The organism is Paenibacillus macerans (genome assembly GCF_050565405.1).
GTDB classification, from domain to species: domain Bacteria; phylum Bacillota; class Bacilli; order Paenibacillales; family Paenibacillaceae; genus Fontibacillus; species Fontibacillus macerans_B.
This window is the reverse complement of the sequence record NZ_JBNYYG010000018.1, coordinates 21,147-41,565: the sequence shown is the minus strand read 5'-3', so window position 1 is coordinate 41,565 and position 20,419 is coordinate 21,147. Positions and strand designations below refer to the sequence as shown.

Sequence of the window (20,419 nt, the reverse complement as noted above, 5' to 3'; positions counted from 1 at the left end):
CTCTCCTCCCCAATAAAAAATTCGCTAGATAAACTGCCAGGGATCCACTCCCCATTTATCGATGAACCGCTGCCGGTTCCGTTCGATCAAACCGTTCCAGCCCTCCGGATGGCGGGCCTTGAAGCTGGCGCTGCCGGCATGATGCACGAGCGTGTCGCCGCAAACAAGCAGACGATAGCCCAGTTGCCGCGCCCGGTAGCAATAATCGTCATCCTCATAATGACCCGGCGAGAAACGTTCGTCCAGCAGCCCCGCGCGGGTGAGCACCTCCCGCTTCAGCAGCAGGCATAAACCGACCAGGCGCTGAACATCCTGCCATTTCGCCGGATCGGATTGGTTATGCCGCTCGGCGACCTGAGCGAAACTCTCGCCTTCGCCCCAAGGGACATCCACCTGCTGCCGCCCGCTGGCATAATTCGTCACCGGGCCGACCATGCCGATGTCCGGCGCGCTGTCCAGCGCCCGCAGCATGTTGGGCAGCCACCTCGGGGATACCGTCACGTCATTGTTGAGCAGCAGCAGTTGATCCCCCGATGCGACGGAGAGCCCCCGGTTCACGGCGACCGGAAAACCTTCGTTTTGCGGCAACGCCACCAGGATCAGCCGCTCCCGCAAGCAATACGATGTGGTATCGTCCTCGGAGCCGTTGTCCACGACGATAATTTCATGGGGGACCTCCGTATGCCGGCGGATCGCTTCCACGCAGGGCCCCAGGAGATGGAGCCCGTTATAGGTGGGGATGATGATGCTCGTGACTCCGCCCTCATTCATCTAAGCATTCCTCGCTTTCGCCAGTTCGCTGCGGGAAAGCGTCGCAAACCGCAGCCGGACGCCCTCCGTTTTCATGACCTCGGCGAGCGCTTCTACATGATCGCCGATAATCATCTGCGCTACCGCGTTGCCCGCCCCGCTGTTGCCGCTGCGGACGCGGTTTTTGCGGATGACGTCGACGGAGATCGTGGCGTTCACCGTCAAGCCCCGGGCCAAAGCCAACGCCTGGGCCTTTGGCGGCACGATCAGCGCGCGCGTTCCCACCGTTCCCAACGCCCTGCGGGATAAGGCATGCGGTACGGCCGTCAGCGAATTCGCCTTGAGATCCGCCCGTCCCAACGCTTGATTGAGGAACGCTTTGCAGCGCGTCACCTCATCCTGCAGCGCAAAAGCCGGCAAATAGGGCGATACATCGTTTAAGGCCAAATCGTCCCCCCGGTCGACGGCGACCAGAAAAGCCGCCAGCTCCTCGGCCGGGACGCAAATATCGCCATCCGTAAACAACAAAATATCGCCAACGGCCGCGGCCGCCCCGATCGCCCGGCCGACGTCGTGGCCAAGCCGCTCGGGGAAGTTCAGCCGGGTAACCCGCGGGTCTTTCTCCACAGCGCTAAAGCTGCCGTCGCTGCACCCGTTCAGCACCACGATGATTTCCCGCAGCGGCAGCTTGCGAAGCTCCGCCAATACCGCAGGCAGCGTCTTCTCTTCGTTGCTCGCCGTGACGATGGCCGAAGCGCTTCCTTGGAGCGACAGGGGAATCCACGGGGAATCGAGGCCAGCCGCCGAAGCGTATCCCCGGCGATACGCCAGGGCGACGGGGAGCAGCTCCGCAAACGGCAGGTCTTGGGGCAAATGCGCTTGAGCCCATTCCCGAAAGCTTTGCTGCATGCGGGACGAAGAGGCTATCGCCCCCTCCCCGTCCAATTTTGCGGCTTGGGTTCCCGCTGTCGCGGCCTTCAGCTCAAGCCGCTTTTTTCGCCCGTCGGCACCTCCCGGCCTTCTGGAACCTTCGCGAACGGCAAACCGGCTGCCTTTACGGACGGACGAACCGGCGGAAGGCCGGGCCGTTCTTTTGCGCGTTCGCCGAAGCGGGACGACTTTCCGGGCCCGGCGGGATTTTATCGCAAGTTTCGTTTTCATTATTCTATCACCTCACCTTGCCGCGCTTCCGCTCCAGATCGCTGTAGCCGCCGCGGGGTCCCTGCTGGCGAATGAGCCAATCGACGGCTTCCAAATGATCGCCCGCCACCAGCGCGGTCAGCGGATCGGTGCGCTTCTCCTTTCCCCGTTTCCGGGCTCTAACGGGGTTCAGCCTGCCGACGGAAACGGTATGGACCGCCTGCACGTTTAATCCAAGCAGCACCGCCTTGGTCAAGGCCAGCGGCGGAACCTCCAGCGCGCCAAGCCCGATCGCTTCCGCTCCCCGTCGGCTCAGGGCATGCGGCACGGCGGTGAGCGACGCTCCCTGCAAATCGGGACGCGCCAGCAAACCGTTCAGGACGTGTTTGGCCAACACGACCGGGTGAACATCCCTTTGGCGCACCGGCCCGGAATAACGGTTGAGCGCAACATCGGCGCCGGACAGCACCGCCTCTACGAACGGGCGCAGCTCCCGCGCCCGAATGACCATGTCGGCGTCGATGAACAGCAGCACCCGGCCTAGAGCGGCCTCCGCGCCGACGCGCCTTCCGACATCATGCCCCAGCGGCTCCGGCGTGCGGATCAGGCGGGCTCCGCATTTTTCGGCCAGCTCGGCCGTCCCGTCCGTCGACCCGTTGGCGACGACGATCGTTTCGCTGCGGGGATGCACCCGTCCGGCTTCGCGCAGGACGTCCCGTAGCGTCGCCCTTTCATTCATTGCCGGGATGATGATGGATACCATGGGGTCGGGATGATTGACCAAACGCGGCATCATCGGCTTGCGCTGAATCGGCTTGCGGTTCAGCCGGCCGCGCGATTTGCGTTTTTTGACCACATCTCTTTCCTCCCAAATCGTGATATACCGGAGCATATACCACAGTGTATGACGTCCCGGAGGCGTTGCAACGGCAAACGTACAGCTGTCCACGCGTTTGCAGCCCGGACCTCGGGCCCGAAATTCATCCCCGAACAAGAAAAAAACGCCTTCCGGCGTTTTCTCAATTCATCCCGTTCGACACTCGATCAATTTTTGACGCGGCGGCGATCGGGAAGTTCTGCCGACCCGGCGCGCATCATGTCTGCCCAGCGATCCGCGGCGTGCTCCCAACGGAACCGGCTGCAGGCGAGTTCTCTGCCGGCGAGGCCTATCGCTTGGCGGAGTTCCTTCTCCTCCAGCAGCCGGACGATCCGGTCGGCCAAGCGATCCTCCGGCCCCTCGGCAATCAGCGGATAACCGGTGTAATCATCCGCGATGCTTCCCGGAACCGCACCCGATCCCGCGACGACGACCGGCACGGCCGAAGCCATCGCTTCAATCATTCCCAGCCCGAACGCCGCTTCATCATCCGCCGTAACGGCTGCACAATCGGCCAGGATGTACCAGTCGGCGGCTTTAAGGTAAGGCGTATAAGGTACCAGCGCGACCCGGTCCCCGAAATCCGCCGCGAGGGTCTTCAGCTCCCGTTCCAGTTCCATATCCCGCAGAACGCCGGAATATGGACTGCCGACGATGACCAGCATCGCTTCCGGCTCGCGGGCCAGCACGCCGGGAAACGCCCCCAGGAGATGGCGCACACCATTGGTCAGCGTCAGGCGGCCGATCCATAACACGATTTTCCGGCGCTCCCAGCCCAGTTCCGCCAGACGGACACGGCGCCTTTCTTCCCCTTCCGCCGTCCAGCGCGGGATGAACTCCTCGGGGCTGACCCCCGGCGGGTTCACCCAAACGGGCGTATGAAGCTGAGGGAATTGCGCGAGGAGTTCCTGCCGAACAAACTCGCTGTTCACGATCAAACCATCCAAGGTCTCCAGCATGCGCAGCGTGCACGTTTTGGGATGGCAGGAAGGGGCAAACAGGCTGGCGGAGTGCAGACTGAGCAGCACGCGGGCCAGCGGCAGCCTACCCTTCAGCTGACAAGCCAGCAGCGGCCGGTTATGCACGTCCACCGTTTCCGGCCGCCATTTGCGGAGATGTCTCAGGAGCGATTCCAGATAAAGCCGCCCCCCGGGCAGGCGATAGCAGGGGACATTTCCGATCCAGCCCTGCGAGGGCAGATGTCCGTCGGCCATGCCGAAGATGCGGATGTGCAGCCGCTCGGATGCCGGCGGGATCATTTGTTCGATCACCCGTTCCGCCGAGCGGCTTTTTCCTGGAGGCGCCGCAAAGGCCCCGGGCGAGATTACCGCGACTTTTTCCCGTTCCATGAACGGTCTCCTCCTCCCTGTATGCATAGGTTAGCTATCCTTAAATATACGGTCCGCGCTCGGCAAATGTGACACTTCTTCAAAAGAAGAGCCCAAATCGTTGGTTTCGCCTCCCGTTGATCGCCCGAAAACAGGCGGCTGCCGCAGAACAGTCGTCCACTCTTTTTGCCCGGGACAACATAGATTGGAGGAAGAAGCACGGGAAGGAGGAAACCCATTGAGGCAGGAATATGTCGGAATATTGCTGAATTCCAGCATGTACCGGGGGATTCCCACGCGTAAAACCGGCCAGGAGTCGATTTCGGGCTACGAGGAGACGGCGCGGGAGTATGGGCTGGTTCCCTGCTTTTTGCGCCTGGGCGACATCGATCCGGCTGAGGGAACCTGCGTCGGCTATGTATATAACGGCGTCGATTACATCGAAGCGGAGGTCCCTTTGCCGCAGGTCATCCATAACCGGGCCCTGTATCCCGAACCGGCAGCCCACCGGAAAATCCATACATTGATCTCCGAGGGGATTACGATCTATAACGTCAATAACCGGTACGGCAAAGACGTCATTCACCGCTTGCTCTGGAACGCTCCCCATCTGCGCCATTACCTTCCCGCGGCGATGCCCGCCAAGCCCGCAGCCTTGCGATCGATGATGTCCCGTTATCCCGACCTGATTCTGAAGCCGGTCCGCGGCTCTGTAGGCCAGGGCGTCATGCGGCTTCGGTACGCAAAATCGTCCGGCTGGGAATTGACCTATGCTTCGCCCTTCGGCAAAAGCGAATGGCACACCCTCAAGCTGCGGCGGGGCGAGCTTCCGTTATGGACCCGGCGGCGGCTGCTGCGCACGCCTTATCTCGTGCAGGAGCGCATCCCGCTGGCGGAGTGCGAGGACCGTCCGTTGGATTTGCGGGTGACCGTGCAGCGCGGGATCAGCGGCGAATGGAGCGTGACGGGACGTTTTGCCAAACTCGCCCCGGCCGGCAGCTTCGTCTGCAACATCGCCAAAGGCGGCGCTGCCCTTCCGGCGGAGGAGTTGCTGGCCAAGGCGCTCCCGGCGCATAAGGTTCCCGGCGTGTTGGCCCACGTCGAGGCGCTGGCGCTGGGGGTCTGCCGCCATCTGGGCTCGCGCTTGCCCTTGCTGGCCGATTTGGGGCTGGACATCGGCTTGACCGCAGGCGGGATGCCCTACTTCATCGAATGCAACGGCCGCGACCAGCGTTACGGCTTCCGCAAAGCGGAGATGACCTCCACCTGGAAGGACACGTACCGCCAGCCGATGGCCTACGCGCGCTACCTGATCGACCACCCGTCCCGGGTTCAGATTTCGCAAAAGCTGACCGGTTCTGAACGGGCCTGAAGCTGCTTTTGATCCTCGCCGGTCGCTCATGCGGCCGGCGAGTGGGTTCCGGGGCGGATGGCGCCTCCCGGCGGATCGCGAGTGGCTGCGAAATCTGCGCCATAAGTGAGGCAGCCCGCTTCCCCCACCGCCAGGGCCCTTCACCGTCAGGTCCCCACCGTAAGGGATGAATTTGTATGATTTTTCATATACATTTTGCCTGAATCAAGAGGAATGGTGAATTATATACGATTTCTCATACAAAATTCGTTGATATCGATAGGAATGATTGAAATATATACGATTATTCATACAGATTTATCGATGCAGGCATTCAAGACTAGATTATGCTTGATTATTCATACAAAATCTCCACAAACCTGGCAAGTGACTGAAGAAACGCAACTCGCCCTATTCGACCCGATTGCGAACGTTCAAGAATTCAAACACACCTCCGAACGCTCCATCGACTCATGAACTCATGAACTCATCAACGCTCACGAACGCAAGGGGCCTTATTCCTCGTCTTTCCGCGGCATTTTGCCCGGCTTCGAATGGAATAACGCCCCTCAGGTTCGTTCGTTATGAGTTTTCCGTTGGATCGGCGAAGAACGCCAATCCGGTTCGTTACGCTGCAAGCTCTGCTACTTGTACCTCACGTCGGCGATGCCAAACGGAGGGTACGCGACGGCCAGAGCGTATGCCGCAGCCGCAGCCGCGGCCAACAGCAGCAGCACCAGCACATCGTACCGCGAATAGGCGGTGCGATAATAGTAAGTCCGCGGCCGGTCGCTGTCGAAGGCTTTGGCCTCCATGGCGACGGCAACGCGGTGCGCCCGGCGGATGCTTTGCGAGAGCAGCGGCACGGCGTACAGCTTGGCCTGGCCGACCAGGGCAACCAGGCCGCGCGGCCTGCGCACCCCGCGGATCAGCAGGGCGTTCCGGCGGACAAGCAGTTCCTCCCAGACCATCGGGAGGAGCCGGACGGAGGCCATGAAGCTGTAAGCATACTTCGGCGGCAGCTTCATCTGCTGCATCAGCGCATAAAACAACGCGACCGACGAAGTGGTCAACACGAACAGCAAGCCTTCGGCGGCGAAGGTCACCGACTTGAGTCCGATATGGATCCCGCGGAAGAAGCTCTCCTCGGAGATGCGAAACAGCCCCCAAGCCCACCAAATCTCCTCCCCTTTTCCGAACAGGATCATCGTGGCGGAAGAGGAGACGAAGATCAGCAGGAAGGGCAGGACCAGCAGGGCCACTTTCCAAAGCTCATATCCGCTCAGCGCAAACAACAGCAGGGTGAACAGGATAGCCTGATAGAAAATAAAGTCCAGCCGATGCGTAAACAAGGTCAGCAGAAACAGCAGTATCATCATTGCCAGCTTGCAGGCCGGGTTGACCCGGTGCAGCCAGGTTTGCGTTTTCGGCGTCAGCAGCCGCTTCATTTCAAAGTCACCGCCTCCGGGGAAAGTTGGTGCAAGCCTCCCGCCTCGCCGGCGGAAGCCGCGGCGGCCGTCAGCCCTTTCCCCCGCCGGGTCAGCCGCCGGGAGACCAGCCGGCCGTCCATGACTTCCCAGCGCTGGGTGGCCACCCCATCGGCGATCCGTTCCTCGTGCGTGACCATCACGATCGCCGTTCCGCGCCGCCGCAGCTCTTCGCATAACGTCAGGATGGCAAACGTATTGACCGCATCCTGACCGAAGGTCGGCTCGTCGAGCAGCAGCAGCGGCTGCTCGCGCACCGCCGCGCCGGCGACGCTAAGCCGCCGTTTTTGGCCCAGCGACAGCTGGTACGGGTGCCGCTCCTCGTAGTCCTCCAAGCCGAACTGCCGCAAAGTGCGGGCGACGCGCTCGCGGATTTCCTCAGCCGCCAGCCCGTCTTCCCGCAGCGAAAAGGCGACCTCATCCGTCACCCGATCGGCGACGAACTGGAATTCGGGATTCTGGAACACGAATCCGACCTGGCGTGCGGCCTGCTCCAATAACCGTTTGCGGGCGCGGCGGCGAACGTTCCCGTTCAGCATCGGCATGCCTTGCAGCACAAATGCGCCTTCCGCCGGCAGCAGGCCCATCAAGCTGAGCAGCAGCGAGCTTTTGCCCGCTCCGTTCGGCCCCGTCACGGCGATGAAATCGCCGGGATTCACCCGAGCCTGCCCCACTTGAATGACCGGCTTGCCTTGTCTAAGGCCGCAGAAGTCCTCAAGCTCGAGCGCCGGCGTTTCCTCCGGGCCCGCGAAGGCCGCAGGCTCCAGCAAACGACTTCCGTCCGGGGTCGCGAAGAAATCCTCCCATACGCCGGGATACCAAATCCCGAACGCCTCCAGCTCGCGGCGGAACTCGGCGAAGACCGATGCCGGCGCTCCGTCTCCCAGAAGGCGTCCGTCCGGCCCGAACAGCGCGACGCGGTCCACAAGACGAAGCGCCATCAGCTCTTCAATCCGGTGTTCGACGATGATCAGGGTCCGATCCTCGGCGATCCGGGCGATCGATTCCCAGATCTGCTCCCGGCCCTCCGGGTCCAGCAGGGCGGAAGGCTCGTCGAGCAGCAGCACCTCCGGCTCGCCGAGCAGCACCGAAGCGAGCGCCAGCCGCTGCTTCATGCCCTGGGACAACGAATTCACCGGCACATGAAGCTCGGGAAGCCGAAGACCCACTTTGGCCAAGACGGCCTCCATCCGGGTAGGCATCTCCGGCCGGGGGACGCCCCGGTTCTCCAGCGCAAACGCCAGCTCTTCATCGACATAGGGCATGCAAAACTGCGTGTCGGGGTCCTGGAACAGGAACCCCCACGACGCCGGCAACTGCTGCGAAGCGCAGCGCATCGGGATTTCGACAAGCTCCGGGATGATGCCGGACAGCACCTGCAGCAGCGTCGACTTGCCGCAGCCGCTCGGCCCGAGCAGCAGCACCTTCTCCCCGCGGCGAACCGAAAAGGACAAATCCTTGAACACGAAATCCGCTTCGCCGGGGAACTTCAGCCGAAGCTCCCGCACCTCCGCCGCCTTTTCTCCCCGCACCATCAGTCGTTCAACGCCGCGTAATCTTTAGGATCGACCGGACGCAACAGCGTGGTCACTCCCGTAGCTTCCACGGCCTTTACCAGCCCGTATGCGAAATAACCGCAAATCAACGCCGCGCTGACGGCCCGCATCGCGTATTTGGCGGTCAGCAGCCAGGCCTCATAATCCTGTACGTACCCGTAGAAGAAATCGGGAATGACCGAGCCGACGGCCGCTCCGATCCCGGCCAACGCGGCAACCGAGCCGGAAAATTTGCGATACCGGAAAGCGGCGAACACCAATTCCGCCCCCAAGCCTTGCAACACGCCGTAAAGCACGAGCTGAACGCCCCATTCGCTGCCGAACAGGATTTCCACGTGGGCCGCCGCCACCTCGGCGATCAGCGCCACCCCCGGCTTGCGAATCAACAGGAATACCAGCGTCGCCGCCAAAAACCACATCCCGTACACCAGTTCATCCGCCTGGAAAAACAGCGGGGAGAACAAATTGTACACCGAGCTCCAGAAATGATATACCACGCCCAGCACCACCGAAACGAGCACCGTCACGAGCAGATCGCTCAGTTTCAATCCGCGTCTGCTTGGTTTGGTTGCAACTTCTTTCATCTTCTTCTCTCCTTCTCGAATCTGCATTTTTTCCTCGCCGCAAAAAAACCGCCTGAATAAGCTCAGACGGTTGTCAAGTCCACGGGGTTATGGCACATGCACACTTACATGCACATTTAGGCACACGAATATCCCGGACGATCGATTCTCTACGCTGGCATTATCCAGATCAGATTAACGGTCCGCAGCGGATTATGCTGCCATCTCAGCCTGATTGCCTCAAGCCCCCGTATCCTATGCGATTGTAATTAACATACATCAACTTTTTCCAAGCGGCAAGCCCCAATTTGAAAATGGCCAGGGAAACGCTACCATATTGATTTCGGCTCTATTCTGTGTCAATATTAGCGGAAGTGGCTACGAACCCATCACACAAACTCATTCAATGAACTCATCATAGAACTAGGAGGATGCGATTTGGCGGCAACGTGGATGAAATGGATGACGGAACTGTCCTCCCGAAAATGGATTTCCCAGATGATGGGCCGGTTCTCCCACTCGGGGATGAGCCGATTAATGATTCCTTTTTTCGCAAAATCGTACGGGATTCCGCTGCATGAAGCGGAAAAAGAGCTCAGGGATTACCGGACGCTCAACGAATTTTTCACCCGAAAATTAAAGCCCGGCATGCGCCCGCTTCATTCGGAACCGGGAGCGTTGATCAGCCCGGTGGATGCGCTCATTACGTTCATGGGCGAGGTCCGGTCCGGCACGATCCTGAACGTCAAAGGCCAGGATTACTCCTTGGAGGAGCTGCTGGCCCGCTCGCCGCGCGTGGAAACATATAAACACGGCTATGCCTTTGTTTTGTATTTGAGTCCGACCGACTATCACCGGATTCACGCCCCCGTTGCCGGCAAGAAGCTGGAAAGCGATCACGTCAAGGGCAGGGTATATCCGGTCAACGATTTCGGCATGCGCCACATGAAGACGGTCTTGAGCCGGAATGAACGGTTGATTACTTATATCTCTCATGCTTACGGCGAGGTGGCGCTCGTCAAAGTGGGAGCGATGAACGTCAGCAGCATCAAATACACCGATGAAACGGCGAAGTCCTGGGAGCAAGGCGACGATCTGGCTTATTTCGAATTCGGATCGACCGTCGTGCTGCTCGCCCAGAACGGCACGTTTGCGCCGCTGTCCGGGCTCGAGCCAGGACGGAAGGTATGCATGGGCGAACCGCTGGGCCGCTTTTCGGCTGCGGCCAAAGCGTATACCCCGCCTCAGGAGACGAAGTAACGTGAAACCGGCTTAATGCGCCCCTGATCAGGACGGAGCTAAGCCGGTTTTTGCCGCTCTATTCCACCGTAATGCTGCCGATGGAGGTCTCGAGCGAAAGCTGCGGTCCGCCGCCGCCCCGTTCGCTGCTTCCTTTCGGCGCTCCTGTAATTTCGCCTAGCCCGCTGGACGTCTCCAGATCGCAGTCGAGAGCGGGATCGAGGACAGCCGTGATGCTGCCGACATCGGCTTTGGCCTGAAGCAGGCTATCCGTTTCCATGGCGAGGATCTCCAGATTCAGGCTGCCGGTGGCGGTTTCGATTTTGGATTTTCCGGCGATGCGGGCGTCAGCCACTTCGATCGAGCCTACATCCCCTACCAATCGATACGTTCCTTCCAAACCGCTCGCCGTTAGGTTGCCGACATGATTGATGACGTCGAATTCCCGGATTCCTGCAGGTACCTCCACCACATAGTCGATGCGGAATTCGGAAAACTGCAGCTCTTTGCGGGCCCAATCCCACAAATTCTTGTTCGGCTCGTCTTTGGCATGCACAAGCACTTCCACTTGGCCTCCCCGGTTCAAGACCGACACTGTGCTTTGCTCGAACAGCTTCTCCAGCTTTGCCTTCCGGGACGTCTTGTCCGCAGCCGAAACGGTTGCCTTCACCACGAGTTGGTCGGACGTGCCCTGCTTCAGCTCCAGACTGCCGACCGCATTCTCCAGGTGCAGTTCTTCCGCCGAGCCGATGGGCGCGGCGGCGGACAACTCGTGCGACACCCCTTTGAACGTCAAATCCTCTTGCCAATCTTCCGCGGCGAGTTCCACCGATTGTTGCACCGATTGCTGGACCGAGGCAACCGCGCCTCCCAACGTTTCCTCCACTTGATCCTGCAACGTTTGCGTTTCCGCCGGCCCGCAGCCGGCCACCAAGACCAACAGCGCGGCCGATGCCGCCATCCAGGCGATGTGATGCGTACGCTTCATCCGAGTTCCTCCTCAAAATTTCCATCTATCTCCATTATACCGCGCTATCCGGCCATCACCACAGGCGCGGGACCGGTACGTACCTGGACTTAGGTCCAAGTTCGCACATGAGCTCGCGCTGCGCAAAAAACGCCGGAGCCTATGGCTGCCGGCGGCAATTCGAGAATTGCGGAACGGGAGGGGGGGATTGGACCCGCGGATTCAGCGGATTTCCGACGGACTTTTGCCCGTGTATTGCTTGAACTGGCGGCTGAAGAAGAAAATGTCCCGGTACCCCAGCGCGTCGGCAACCTCCGTTACATTCATCCCGGCATGCAGCAGCAGATGCTGCGCCCGGTCTATCCGCGATTTGATGATGTACGACTGGACCGACATGCCGATGATTTCCTTGAATTTGATCGAGAAATAACGCGGGGACAAGCCCGCTCGGGCCGACAAGTCCTGTACCTTATGGGGGAGGCCCGGATGCTGCACCACGTAATTGGCCACCTCATGGATCACTTCATGAAGCTGGTTGCTTACCTTCTTCTCCACCGGAACCTCTCGCTCTTCGCGAAGCAAATGAATGAGCAACTGCTTGAGGATCAGACGCGCTTCCTCCTCGGCGGCATATGCCTTGACCAGGAACAGTCGGACATAGCGGGCCAGCATATATTCAAAATCGAGGGTATCCTCCAACACGCGGTAGGATCCCGGCACCTCCGTTACCTGCTCATGGACGTCGAAATGGATGTACGTCAGCACAAGCGGACGTTGCGGATTATGCGTGGCGCTCGTATGGTCCCCCTTGCGGAACAGAAAACAGCTGCCCTTGCTGACCGGAATGGGTTGGTCGTTCAGGACAACCGTGCCTTCTCCGCTCCACACATAGAACAGATCGTAGTTCTCCAGCGGCTTCTCCCGCTTATGCCACTTCCAGCCGGGCTCGCAGACGATTTTGGCGAATGCCGGCTTCAACTCGAATGAAGACGGTGAAACGTGAAGCATGTCCTTCCCTCCCGAAAAAAAATCCTGACGCGCATGAATCTGCCTCTATTATACCTTTAAAGTGCACGTTCAAAAAGTCAGGTTTTCAGCGCCGCAGCGCATGCTCTCTTGAATATCCTCCCACGCGGCTTTCATCCGGTATACGCCTTCGATCAGCGAACTTTCGTCCAAATGGGAAAACGCAAAGCAGGCCGCCGGCGTTCCCGGCGCGATCCGGTAGACGGCCGCGTCACGAAAGCTCACGCCGCGGGCGAGGGCAGCCTCGCGGAAGGCGCGGTACTCCTCGGCCGTGCGGCGCCATTCCGCGTAGAGCAGCAGCCCGGCATCGGCCGGACGGAGGCGGAACACCCCGCCCAGCTCCCGCTCCAGGCAGCGGCGGAACGCCTCCAGCTTGGCGCCGTAGTGGCGGCGCATCCGCCGCAGATGGCGTTCGTAGCCGCCCGTGCGCATGAACCGGGCGAGCGCCCGCTGCTCCAGCCCCGCCGGCGGCGCCGGCTCGTAGAGCGCCTTCGCGCTCGCGACCGGATGCGTCAGGCTGCGCGGCAGCACGGCATAGCCGACCCGCAGGCCGGCGAACATCGTCTTCGAGAAGGAGCCGACGTACACGACGCGCTCCTCCCGGTCCAGCGCCTTGAGCGGCTCCAGCGGGCGGCCGCCCCAGCGGAACTCGCCGTCGTAGTCGTCCTCGACGATGACCGCGTTCCGCCGCGCGGCCCATGCCAGCAGCTCGCGCCGCCGGGCGTGGGAGAGCACGGCGCCGGTCGGGAACTGCCGGCCCGGCGTGACAAACAGCAGCCGCGCGTCCCAGTCGCGCGGTACGACGCCGTCGCCGTCCAGCGGCGCCGGGACGGCGATGCCTCCGCAGGCGGCGACCGCCCGGGAGATCCCGTAGTAACACGGGGCCTCCAACACCGCGGGTTCGCCTTCCCCGAGCAGCAGCTGGGACAGCAGCGTAATCGCCTGCATCGAGCCGTTGAACAGGCAGATTTGCTCCGCATCTGCCGCAATGCCGCGGCTGCGCCGCAAATGCGCGGCGATCGCCGCGCGCAGCTCCGGCTCGCCGGCGGGGTCCGCCGCCGCAGCCGCGCCTCCCGGAGCGCCGGGCTTGCTGCGCCCCGCCCGGGCCAGCGCGCTTTTCCATTCGGCGGATGGAAACAGCGCCTCCCAAGGCCCGCCGTCCCGATATGATATCGGGGCGGCCGCCGTTTCGGCCCGCACCGCCGGGCGCGCTTCGCCCGGCTCGCTAGCTCCCGCGTCCGCGGTCGCAACATTCGCCGCATCGGCGGCGTCCCCCGTCGCGCCCATAAGCGCGGCAACCCTTTGTCCCCATCGGGACAAAGCGATCGGCGCTTTCGGGCCGGCATCCGCCGGCGGCGGCCGCAGCCCGCCGGTCACGAACGTTCCGCTGCCGACGGCAGACTGCACGTAGCCTTCGGCGTGCAGCATATCGTACGCTTGCGACACGCTCCCTCGGGACAGGCCGTACAGCGCCGCCAGCTCCCGGGTCGCCGGCAAGCGCGTTCCCTCCGGCAGCGTACCGTCGAGGATCGCCGCGCGCAGCGCATGATATAAGGCTAAATATTTGTAACGGTATTTTTCGCTGAACGAAGCCAGCGGGATCGTAAACTCCGGCATGCCTTTTCTCCTCCACCGCTTAATTGATACGATAAAAATGGCACTCAAAACGAAAACGGAACTTGACTGACAATGAGGCGTTTGTGATCAATCATAGCAACGGACCGGAATGCCATTCCGGCGGAATCCAACGCTTGGAGAATGCAACGGGCACGATAGTCCTCGGCGTTGCATCAAAGCTCACGGAGAATCTTGGGTAACAGCGGCCCCTGCTCCCCAATCCAGATTGCCGAAAATATCAGTCGAGAATTATAGACGAAAAATCGAATAGAATTCGCCATTTCCGTCGATTTCGATGGAATGTATATGAAATTTCATACTTAATTGCGCCTACGGAAGACGGAGTCCGATAATCTGTATGAAAAATCGAATAGATTTCTCCGTTTGTGCCCTTAGCGGCGAATTTTATACGAAAAATCGTATACAATCCGCCATTTCCGTTCATTCCGACAAATGAGATAGGCCGGTCCGTTCGCGGAAAAGACGACAGTACAATTGTTCGCCCCAAAGTGACCATCCGCCAAACGCCCGCCCACTTCCGGTCGCGCAAAATTGGACCATTAGAATTAATGTAAATTGGTTCTTTTTAATTGTCAATTTGCGGCGTAAGCTGGATTCCAAAATAAAGTGGGGAGCGAAAACGATGCGAAGAAAAGAATTCGGCATGCAGGAAGAAGCGGAAATACAACAGTTTTTGCGGGAAATGAACTTCGGTTTCCTCGGAACCGTCGGCGAAGACGGCTGGAGCCGGGTAACGCCGCTCAATTTCGTGTACGACGGCCAATGTTTTTATTTTCACGGCAGCCTGGCCGGCGAAAAGATGAAGCACCTGGCGAACGATCTCCGGGTCAGCTTCACGGTGGCGAAGGAGTATGCGATCATCCCGTCCTATTTTTCCGATCCCAAGCTCGCTTGCCCGGCTTCCGCTTATTACAAAAGCGTCATGGTGCGCGGCCGGGCGGAAAAGGTCGAAGATCTGGCGGAAAAGGCGCGGGCCTTCACCTTATTCATGGAAAAGCTGCAGCCTGAAGGAGGCTACTCGCCCATTACGCCGGCGGATCCGGATTATGCCGGTCAGCTCAAATCGGTATCCCTGTGCCGAATCGTCCCGGAAGCGATGAGCGCCAAATTCAAGTTCGGCCAAAACTTGAAGGAGCCCCGTTTTTCCGGGGTCGTAGAGGGCTTGGAAAATCGCGGCGGCGAGCTGGACCTCGAGACGATCGGCCATATGATGAAATATTGCCCTTTCCACCGTGAAAAATAGGCGTTTGCAGCGTGATTTGACCGTGACTCGTTTGGGTCGAGATGATATAATGTTAGGCAGTTTAAGACGGTACTGTCCTAAAATATCAAACCGATCGGAAGGATGAATGTGATGAACCCACTAGCGGAGCAATTAAACGAGAACGTCAAATCCGGCAATATCCATGTGTACGATATGCTGTCGACGCTGGGCAAAGAGATCTATTTCCCGAAGGAAGGCATTTTGAGCCAATCCGCCGAAGCTTCGGCCCACGCCAAAAAATATAACGCCACGATCGGCATCGCCACCGAAAGCGGCGGCCCGATGCATCTCGCGGCGATCCAGGACACGCTGTCTGCCTATAAACCGCAGGATTTGTACCCGTATGCCCCGCCGGCAGGCAAACCCGAGCTGCGCTCGGTTTGGCGCGACAAAATGATCAAGGAGAACCCGTCGCTCGCCGGCAAAAGCTTTGGCAATCCGGTCGTGACGAACGCGCTGACCCATGGTCTCAGCATTGTGGCCGACCTGTTCGTAGAGGAAGGAGATGCCGTCATTTTCCCCGATAAAAACTGGGAAAACTACGAGCTGACCTTCGGGATTCGCCGTCACGCCGAGATCGTTCATTTTCCGCTGTTCACCGAACGGATGACGTTCAACAGCGCCGGCCTGCGCGAAGCGCTGCTGGCCCAGAAGGACAAGGGCAAAGCGATCGTCATTTTGAACTTCCCGAACAACCCGACCGGATATACGCCGGGCGCGAAGGAAGGCGACGAGATCGTTGCCGCTATTCAAGCCGCCGCCGAAGCGGGCATCAACGTGGTCGTCGTAACGGACGACGCTTATTTCGGATTGTTCTTCGAGGAATCGCTGAAAGAATCGTTATTCGGCAAGCTGGCCGGCTTGCATCCGCGCATTTTGCCGGTGAAGGTCGACGGCGCGACGAAAGAAGAATACGTTTGGGGCTTCCGCGTCGGGTTCATCACTTACGCCTCCGAAGATAAAGACGTACTAACCGCCCTGGAGCAAAAAACGCTCGGCATCATCCGCGCGACGATTTCCAGCGGACCGCACCCTTCGCAAACCTTTGTGCTCCAAGCGTTGAAATCGCCGGATTTCGAAGCGCAAAAGGAGGCAAAATTCAAGGTGATGAAAGGCCGGGCCAACAAAGTCAAAGCGCTGCTCGATAGCGGCAAGTACGGCGACGTTTGGGAATACTACCCGTTTAATTCCGGCTATTTCATGTGCCTCAAGCTCAAGACCGTTTCCGCGGAGGCGCTGCGCCTGCATTTGATCCATCAATACGGCGTCGGCACGATCGCGCTGGGCGAAACCGACCTGCGGATCGCCTTCTCCTGCATCGCGGAGGAAAACCTCGAGGATCTGTTCGACTTGGTCTACCGCGGGGTTCAGGATCTCCAGGCGAAATAGGCGGCCGCGCAGCCGTTAACGGCCATGATGGCCCACGCACGTTCTCTTCCTTATTCATACAATAGGGGTGTAACGATTACACTTTTGATTTATGGGAAAGGGGAATGAAAATGAGCGGTGTAGAAGAAGTAAGAGGCGGATACGGCGGCCTGTTCACGAGCACTGGCGTAATCCTGGTTCTCTTTATTCTGTTGGTTATCGTAAGTCGTTCCATCCTGTACTAAAATAACGATCAAGCAAAAACGGACCGCCTCCCTTTATTCTGGGAAGCGGTCCGTTTTTATGGTGATTCAGCCAGCGCGAGGCTCAGTCGTCCTCGTCCTCTTCCCGCCATTTGCGCGACCAGGCGGCCCGCATTCCCAGCGCCAGCACGATGCCGGCAACCAGGGAACCAAACGTCAGCGCGGCATCCCCGCCCGGCACGAGCGGCATCGGCAGCCAAAGCAGCACGGCCAGCCCGAGCAGCAGGCGCGAGGTCAGGCGCAAGGAGGCGGCCTTCCGGGCTCCGGCCGGCAGCGGATAATAAGAGGCTGCCGGCGAATCCCGGTGGACCTGGCGCAAGGAGGCCAGCTGGGTTCCCGTCAGGAACACGAACAGGAGGTAGAGGGCGGCGCCCAGCCATGACTTGTCGTTCCACCCGGTCAACAGCATGCCGAGCAACGTCAGCCGGAACACGATGCCAAGCAGTTCGCTGCGGACAAAGGTTTTGACCAGCAGGTAGCGGTAAGCGTCCGCCGGATTCCACGGAATTCCGTTGCCTATCGCGGATAACCAGCGCCGCCGGATCACCTTCTGCCCTTCGGCCGGCACCTCAACGAACCAGCCCAGAATCAGCATCACCCGCGCCGCGCCCGAACGCTCGGCGGCGATCAGATTATCCCACGGGACGCGATGCTTCATCGGAAAGCGCAGGATCAACACGTAATTCACGCTGACGAGCAGCGTAAACAACGCGCTTTTCCACGCTGGCTGCCAGACCCATGCGGCGACCATCAGCAGAATGAAGCACCAGCGCAGCAGCCGGTATCCGGCTCTGGCCCGCGATGTCGTGATCCGCAGCTCCTGCCAGGTTCCGTAGGCGCTTAAAGCTTTGAGCAGCAGCAGCACCAAGGCCATCAGCCACAGCGGATGATGAATCGTCCCGCCGCTGCGTTGATACAGCGGCCAGGCCAGCAGCAGCACAACGTATAATCCAATCAGCTTATAAATAAGGCCGCTGCGGAAAGCCGGCGCCAGATACGCCTGCATCCTCGTTTCCTGCGGAAGCAGAAAAATCACGTCCGCCGGCTGTACATAGGTCCGGAATCCGGCGTGCACCGTCAGCGGCCCCAATAGGAGCAGCATGATCCAACGGACCGGCAGGCCGGCCGGCAGGTTCTGCAGAAAAGCCGTATACCAGGCGGAGAACGCGATGATCAACAGCAGCAGCAGCACGGCGACGCCGCTTTGGAACACGTAAGGCAAAAACGGGAGCACCTTGCCCCAAAAAGACGCCTTTCGCCGGCTGCGCAGCGCTCGAAGTTCCATCGTCACTCCCCGTCCTTCACTAAGGCATAGAAAATTTCCTCCAGCGCGGCTCCCGGCGTGCGCGCTTGCTCGCCGATTTCGGCCAGCGTCCCCTGCACCAGCACCTTACCCTGGTGCAGGACGATAAAGCGGTCGCAGTAATTTTCGATCGTCGACAGGATATGCGAGCTGAGCAAAATCGACGAGCCGCCTTGCTTCATCTCCAGCATGAAATCCAGCAGCGAACGGATCCCAAGCGGGTCGAGCCCCAGAAAAGGCTCGTCGATGATGTACAGCGGCGGCCGGGCGACGAAAGCGCACATGATCATGACTTTTTGCTTCATTCCTTTGGACAGATGCATCGACAGGCTGTCCGCCTTTTCCTCCATCCGGAACAGCTTCAGCAGCCGTTCGGCGCGCTCCCGGTAGGCTCCCGGCTCGACGCCGTAGGCCCGGGCCGCGAACTCGAGATGCTCCCGGACGGTCAATTCCTCGTACAACAGCGGAGACTCGGGGACGAACGCCAGGGAAGACTGGTAAGCTTCCGGCTCCTCGTTCCGCGTTTTGCCGGAGATGAGAATGTCTCCCCGGTGCGGCGCCATCAGCCCGAGAATATGTTTCATGGTCGTGCTCTTCCCGGCGCCGTTCAGACCGATCAGGCCGACCATTTCGCCCGGCTTCACTTCGAAGCTGATGTCATGGAGCACGGGACGGCCCAGGCTGTAGCCTCCGCTCAGTTCCTCAACCTGCAATATTGGCAATTCACTCAATCTTAACTCCTCCCAACCCCAAACGTGGAGTACAACTCCTACACCTCATGCCTAGCCTTCGATCGTGCCTCGTGAACACGGTTCGGCGATTCGAATGCCGTCTACTCGCGCGGCGGCTTGTTCTTCAACCACTTGGGAGCCCCTTTGTTCTTGCGGTCCTGCAGGCGCTCCTTCTTCCTTTCGGCCGTCGGCGACGCCTTCCGCACGCCAGCGTTTCCGGTGGCCGCCGGTTTTCCCGTCCGTCCGGAGACGCGCACGGGCCCCGACTGGCGATCCGGGCGCTCAGCGGCCCGTCCGCCGGACCGCTCTGCTTCATCGCCGGCCGGACGGCCCGCCCCCGGCTCCAAGCCGCGGCGGGCGCCTAAGCCCACGCCGGCTTTGCCGCTTCCCGCCGGGCGAGGGTTCCGCTTCGCGCCCGGAACCGCTTCGGCTCCCGCCACCTTGCCGCCGTGCAGCACCTTCGGCTCGATCCGGATGCCCAGCTCCCGGGAGAACTTGCGCATGATGAACTCTTCCTGCGGAGCGATGATCGACGCGGCTAGACCGTGCCGGCCCATCCGGCCCGTCCGTCCGACCCGGTGGACGTAGTGCTCGGAATCGATCGGCGGGTCCAGGTTCACGACCAGCGTAAGATCCTCGATGTCCAGCCCTCGAGCGGCCACGTCGCTGGCTACGAGCAGGCGGATTTTGCCCTCCCGGAACCGTTTCAGCGTCAAGCTGCGCGCCGTCTTGTCGGCATCCCCGTACAAAGCGCCCGCACTCAAGCCGACATAATTCATTTTCGCTTCCACCTCGGCGATCTGATCGGTGTTGTTGATGAAGACGATCGCGCGCTCCGGCTCGAAATGGCGCACGATCCGGCGCAGCATATCGATTTTGTCCCGCGGATCGCAAACGAAGTAAAGGTGCTCCAGCGTCTTGGACGTCCGCTGCTCCGGTTCGATCCCGACTTCAAACGGATCCTTCATTTCTTTTGCGGCCAACGCCCGGATCTCCGGGTTGATGGTTGCCGAGAGGAACATCAGCTGCCGTTCCCGCAGCGTTCCGCGCAAAATCTGCTCCACGTCGGCGGTTCCGCCAAGCTGGAACATTTGGTCGACTTCGTCTACGACGACTGTACGCAGCGTATGCAGCTTCAGCTTGCGCAGCGCGAGGATTTCGCGGATGCGTCCCGGCGTACCGACCACGAGCTCGGGGTGAAGCTTTAATTTTTCCAGCTGACGCTTGATCGCCGCTCCTCCGATCAAAGCCTGGGAGGTAATGCCCAGCGCTTCTCCGTATTTCTCCGCTTCCCGCTGGATTTGCATCGCCAGCTCCTGGGTAGGGGCTAAAATCAACCCTTGCAGCGTTTTCTCCCCCGGAGAGATCGATTGCAGCAGCGGCAGCAGATAGGCTAGCGTCTTCCCGGTACCCGTCTGCGACTGTGCGAGGATATCCCGGCCTTCCAGGGCTGCAGGAATGCACTCCGCCTGTACCGGAGACGGCTCGGCTATATCATAGTCCATCAGTTTTGCCGTGAGAATTTCTCCGATGCCCAAACCGGCAAACGTTGTTTTTGTTGTCATAGA

18 protein-coding genes are annotated in these 20,419 nt (G+C 60.2%); 5 read left to right on the top strand and 13 right to left on the bottom strand.

Translation table 11 applies throughout. The features are described 5' to 3' along the window. Window positions 1–24: 24 nt before the first annotated feature. The 4 genes from ACQ4N8_RS13115 to ACQ4N8_RS13100 all read right to left on the bottom strand — a co-directional run bounded on the left by ACQ4N8_RS13115 (window position 25) and on the right by ACQ4N8_RS13100 (window position 4,116). Complete coding sequence (locus ACQ4N8_RS13115; protein ID WP_430704819.1) at window positions 25–771, bottom strand: glycosyltransferase family 2 protein; 747 nt, start codon at window positions 769–771, stop codon at window positions 25–27. Further along, window positions 772–1,911, bottom strand: a complete 1,140-nt coding sequence (locus tag ACQ4N8_RS13110; RefSeq protein WP_430704818.1) for a glycosyltransferase family 2 protein — start codon at window positions 1,909–1,911, stop codon at window positions 772–774. 7 nt (window positions 1,912–1,918) lie between these two features. After that, the gene (locus tag ACQ4N8_RS13105; protein WP_430704817.1) at window positions 1,919–2,746 is read right to left on the bottom strand and encodes a glycosyltransferase family 2 protein; all 828 of its coding nucleotides are present in this window, start codon (window positions 2,744–2,746) and stop codon (window positions 1,919–1,921) included. Window positions 2,747–2,934: 188 nt separating this feature from the next. After that, entirely contained in the window at window positions 2,935–4,116 is a 1,182-nt protein-coding gene (locus tag ACQ4N8_RS13100; protein ID WP_430704816.1) for a glycosyltransferase family 4 protein, read from the bottom strand. A gap of 217 nt (window positions 4,117–4,333) precedes the next feature. Between ACQ4N8_RS13100 and ACQ4N8_RS13095 the strand changes: the two genes are divergently transcribed. Beyond that, window positions 4,334–5,467 (top strand): YheC/YheD family protein, encoded by a 1,134-nt coding sequence (locus ACQ4N8_RS13095; RefSeq protein WP_430704815.1) that lies wholly within the window; start codon window positions 4,334–4,336, stop codon window positions 5,465–5,467. A gap of 623 nt (window positions 5,468–6,090) precedes the next feature. On the opposite strand, the gene ACQ4N8_RS13090 is transcribed toward ACQ4N8_RS13095, so the two are convergent. From ACQ4N8_RS13090 to ACQ4N8_RS13080, 3 genes are read right to left on the bottom strand one after another with little or no spacing between them, the layout of a single operon-like run. Further along, on the bottom strand, window positions 6,091–6,894 hold the full coding sequence (locus ACQ4N8_RS13090) for an energy-coupling factor transporter transmembrane component T family protein (RefSeq protein ID WP_430704814.1): 804 nt from the start codon (window positions 6,892–6,894) through the stop codon (window positions 6,091–6,093). Next, window positions 6,891–8,468: an ABC transporter ATP-binding protein gene (locus tag ACQ4N8_RS13085; RefSeq protein WP_430704813.1), complete on the bottom strand. Its 1,578-nt coding sequence runs from the start codon at window positions 8,466–8,468 to the stop codon at window positions 6,891–6,893. Before ACQ4N8_RS13085 ends, ACQ4N8_RS13090 begins: the two co-directional genes overlap by 4 nt. Beyond that, window positions 8,468–9,073: an ECF transporter S component gene (locus ACQ4N8_RS13080; protein WP_430704812.1), complete on the bottom strand. Its 606-nt coding sequence runs from the start codon at window positions 9,071–9,073 to the stop codon at window positions 8,468–8,470. Before ACQ4N8_RS13080 ends, ACQ4N8_RS13085 begins: the two co-directional genes overlap by 1 nt. Before the next feature lie 417 nt (window positions 9,074–9,490). On the opposite strand from ACQ4N8_RS13080, the gene asd reads away from it, so the two are divergent. Then, window positions 9,491–10,312 (top strand): archaetidylserine decarboxylase, encoded by an 822-nt coding sequence (gene asd, locus ACQ4N8_RS13075; RefSeq protein ID WP_430704811.1) that lies wholly within the window; start codon window positions 9,491–9,493, stop codon window positions 10,310–10,312. A gap of 58 nt (window positions 10,313–10,370) precedes the next feature. Here the strand turns inward: asd and ACQ4N8_RS13070 are convergent, their stop codons facing one another. The 3 genes from ACQ4N8_RS13070 to ACQ4N8_RS13060 all read right to left on the bottom strand — a co-directional run bounded on the left by ACQ4N8_RS13070 (window position 10,371) and on the right by ACQ4N8_RS13060 (window position 13,901). Then, window positions 10,371–11,279: a hypothetical protein gene (locus ACQ4N8_RS13070; RefSeq protein ID WP_430704810.1), complete on the bottom strand. Its 909-nt coding sequence runs from the start codon at window positions 11,277–11,279 to the stop codon at window positions 10,371–10,373. A gap of 201 nt (window positions 11,280–11,480) precedes the next feature. Next, a complete protein-coding gene (locus ACQ4N8_RS13065; protein ID WP_430704809.1) occupies window positions 11,481–12,266 on the bottom strand; it encodes a helix-turn-helix domain-containing protein in 786 nt (261 codons plus the stop codon). A gap of 69 nt (window positions 12,267–12,335) precedes the next feature. Further along, entirely contained in the window at window positions 12,336–13,901 is a 1,566-nt protein-coding gene (locus ACQ4N8_RS13060; protein ID WP_430704808.1) for a PLP-dependent aminotransferase family protein, read from the bottom strand. Between the two features lie 643 nt (window positions 13,902–14,544). Between ACQ4N8_RS13060 and ACQ4N8_RS13055 the strand changes: the two genes are divergently transcribed. The 3 genes from ACQ4N8_RS13055 to ACQ4N8_RS13045 all read left to right on the top strand — a co-directional run bounded on the left by ACQ4N8_RS13055 (window position 14,545) and on the right by ACQ4N8_RS13045 (window position 16,799). After that, window positions 14,545–15,165 (top strand): pyridoxamine 5'-phosphate oxidase family protein, encoded by a 621-nt coding sequence (locus ACQ4N8_RS13055; protein ID WP_430704807.1) that lies wholly within the window; start codon window positions 14,545–14,547, stop codon window positions 15,163–15,165. Between the two features lie 111 nt (window positions 15,166–15,276). Further along, complete coding sequence (locus ACQ4N8_RS13050) at window positions 15,277–16,575, top strand: aminotransferase class I/II-fold pyridoxal phosphate-dependent enzyme (RefSeq protein ID WP_430704806.1); 1,299 nt, start codon at window positions 15,277–15,279, stop codon at window positions 16,573–16,575. A gap of 110 nt (window positions 16,576–16,685) precedes the next feature. Continuing rightward, on the top strand, window positions 16,686–16,799 hold the full coding sequence (locus ACQ4N8_RS13045) for a sporulation protein YjcZ (RefSeq protein ID WP_430704805.1): 114 nt from the start codon (window positions 16,686–16,688) through the stop codon (window positions 16,797–16,799). 82 nt (window positions 16,800–16,881) lie between these two features. Here the strand turns inward: ACQ4N8_RS13045 and ACQ4N8_RS13040 are convergent, their stop codons facing one another. The 3 genes from ACQ4N8_RS13040 to ACQ4N8_RS13030 form a co-directional block, all read right to left on the bottom strand. Beyond that, the gene (locus tag ACQ4N8_RS13040) at window positions 16,882–18,102 is read right to left on the bottom strand and encodes an ABC transporter permease (protein WP_430704803.1); all 1,221 of its coding nucleotides are present in this window, start codon (window positions 18,100–18,102) and stop codon (window positions 16,882–16,884) included. Between the two features lie 2 nt (window positions 18,103–18,104). Further along, window positions 18,105–18,851: an ABC transporter ATP-binding protein gene (locus ACQ4N8_RS13035; RefSeq protein ID WP_430704802.1), complete on the bottom strand. Its 747-nt coding sequence runs from the start codon at window positions 18,849–18,851 to the stop codon at window positions 18,105–18,107. Between the two features lie 101 nt (window positions 18,852–18,952). Then, window positions 18,953–20,416: a DEAD/DEAH box helicase gene (locus tag ACQ4N8_RS13030; protein WP_430704801.1), complete on the bottom strand. Its 1,464-nt coding sequence runs from the start codon at window positions 20,414–20,416 to the stop codon at window positions 18,953–18,955. Between the last annotated feature and the right edge of the window lie 3 nt (window positions 20,417–20,419).

Excerpts from the sequence above, each read along its gene's own strand:
- ACQ4N8_RS13115 (WP_430704819.1), bottom strand. The coding sequence starts at position 771 with ATGAATGAGGGCGGAGTCACGAGCATCATCATCCCCACCTATAACGGG.
- ACQ4N8_RS13110 (WP_430704818.1), bottom strand. The coding sequence starts at position 1,911 with ATGAAAACGAAACTTGCGATAAAATCCCGCCGGGCCCGGAAAGTCGTC.
- ACQ4N8_RS13100 (WP_430704816.1), bottom strand. The coding sequence starts at position 4,116 with ATGGAACGGGAAAAAGTCGCGGTAATCTCGCCCGGGGCCTTTGCGGCG.
- ACQ4N8_RS13090 (WP_430704814.1), bottom strand. The coding sequence starts at position 6,894 with ATGAAGCGGCTGCTGACGCCGAAAACGCAAACCTGGCTGCACCGGGTC.
- ACQ4N8_RS13085 (WP_430704813.1), bottom strand. The coding sequence starts at position 8,468 with ATGGTGCGGGGAGAAAAGGCGGCGGAGGTGCGGGAGCTTCGGCTGAAG.
- ACQ4N8_RS13080 (WP_430704812.1), bottom strand. The coding sequence starts at position 9,073 with ATGAAAGAAGTTGCAACCAAACCAAGCAGACGCGGATTGAAACTGAGC.
- ACQ4N8_RS13070 (WP_430704810.1), bottom strand. The coding sequence starts at position 11,279 with ATGAAGCGTACGCATCACATCGCCTGGATGGCGGCATCGGCCGCGCTG.
- ACQ4N8_RS13065 (WP_430704809.1), bottom strand. The coding sequence starts at position 12,266 with ATGCTTCACGTTTCACCGTCTTCATTCGAGTTGAAGCCGGCATTCGCC.
- ACQ4N8_RS13060 (WP_430704808.1), bottom strand. The coding sequence starts at position 13,901 with ATGCCGGAGTTTACGATCCCGCTGGCTTCGTTCAGCGAAAAATACCGT.
- ACQ4N8_RS13055 (WP_430704807.1), top strand. The coding sequence starts at position 14,545 with ATGCGAAGAAAAGAATTCGGCATGCAGGAAGAAGCGGAAATACAACAG.
- ACQ4N8_RS13050 (WP_430704806.1), top strand. The coding sequence starts at position 15,277 with ATGAACCCACTAGCGGAGCAATTAAACGAGAACGTCAAATCCGGCAAT.
- ACQ4N8_RS13045 (WP_430704805.1), top strand. The coding sequence starts at position 16,686 with ATGAGCGGTGTAGAAGAAGTAAGAGGCGGATACGGCGGCCTGTTCACG.
- ACQ4N8_RS13040 (WP_430704803.1), bottom strand. The coding sequence starts at position 18,102 with ATGGAACTTCGAGCGCTGCGCAGCCGGCGAAAGGCGTCTTTTTGGGGC.
- ACQ4N8_RS13030 (WP_430704801.1), bottom strand. The coding sequence starts at position 20,416 with ATGACAACAAAAACAACGTTTGCCGGTTTGGGCATCGGAGAAATTCTC.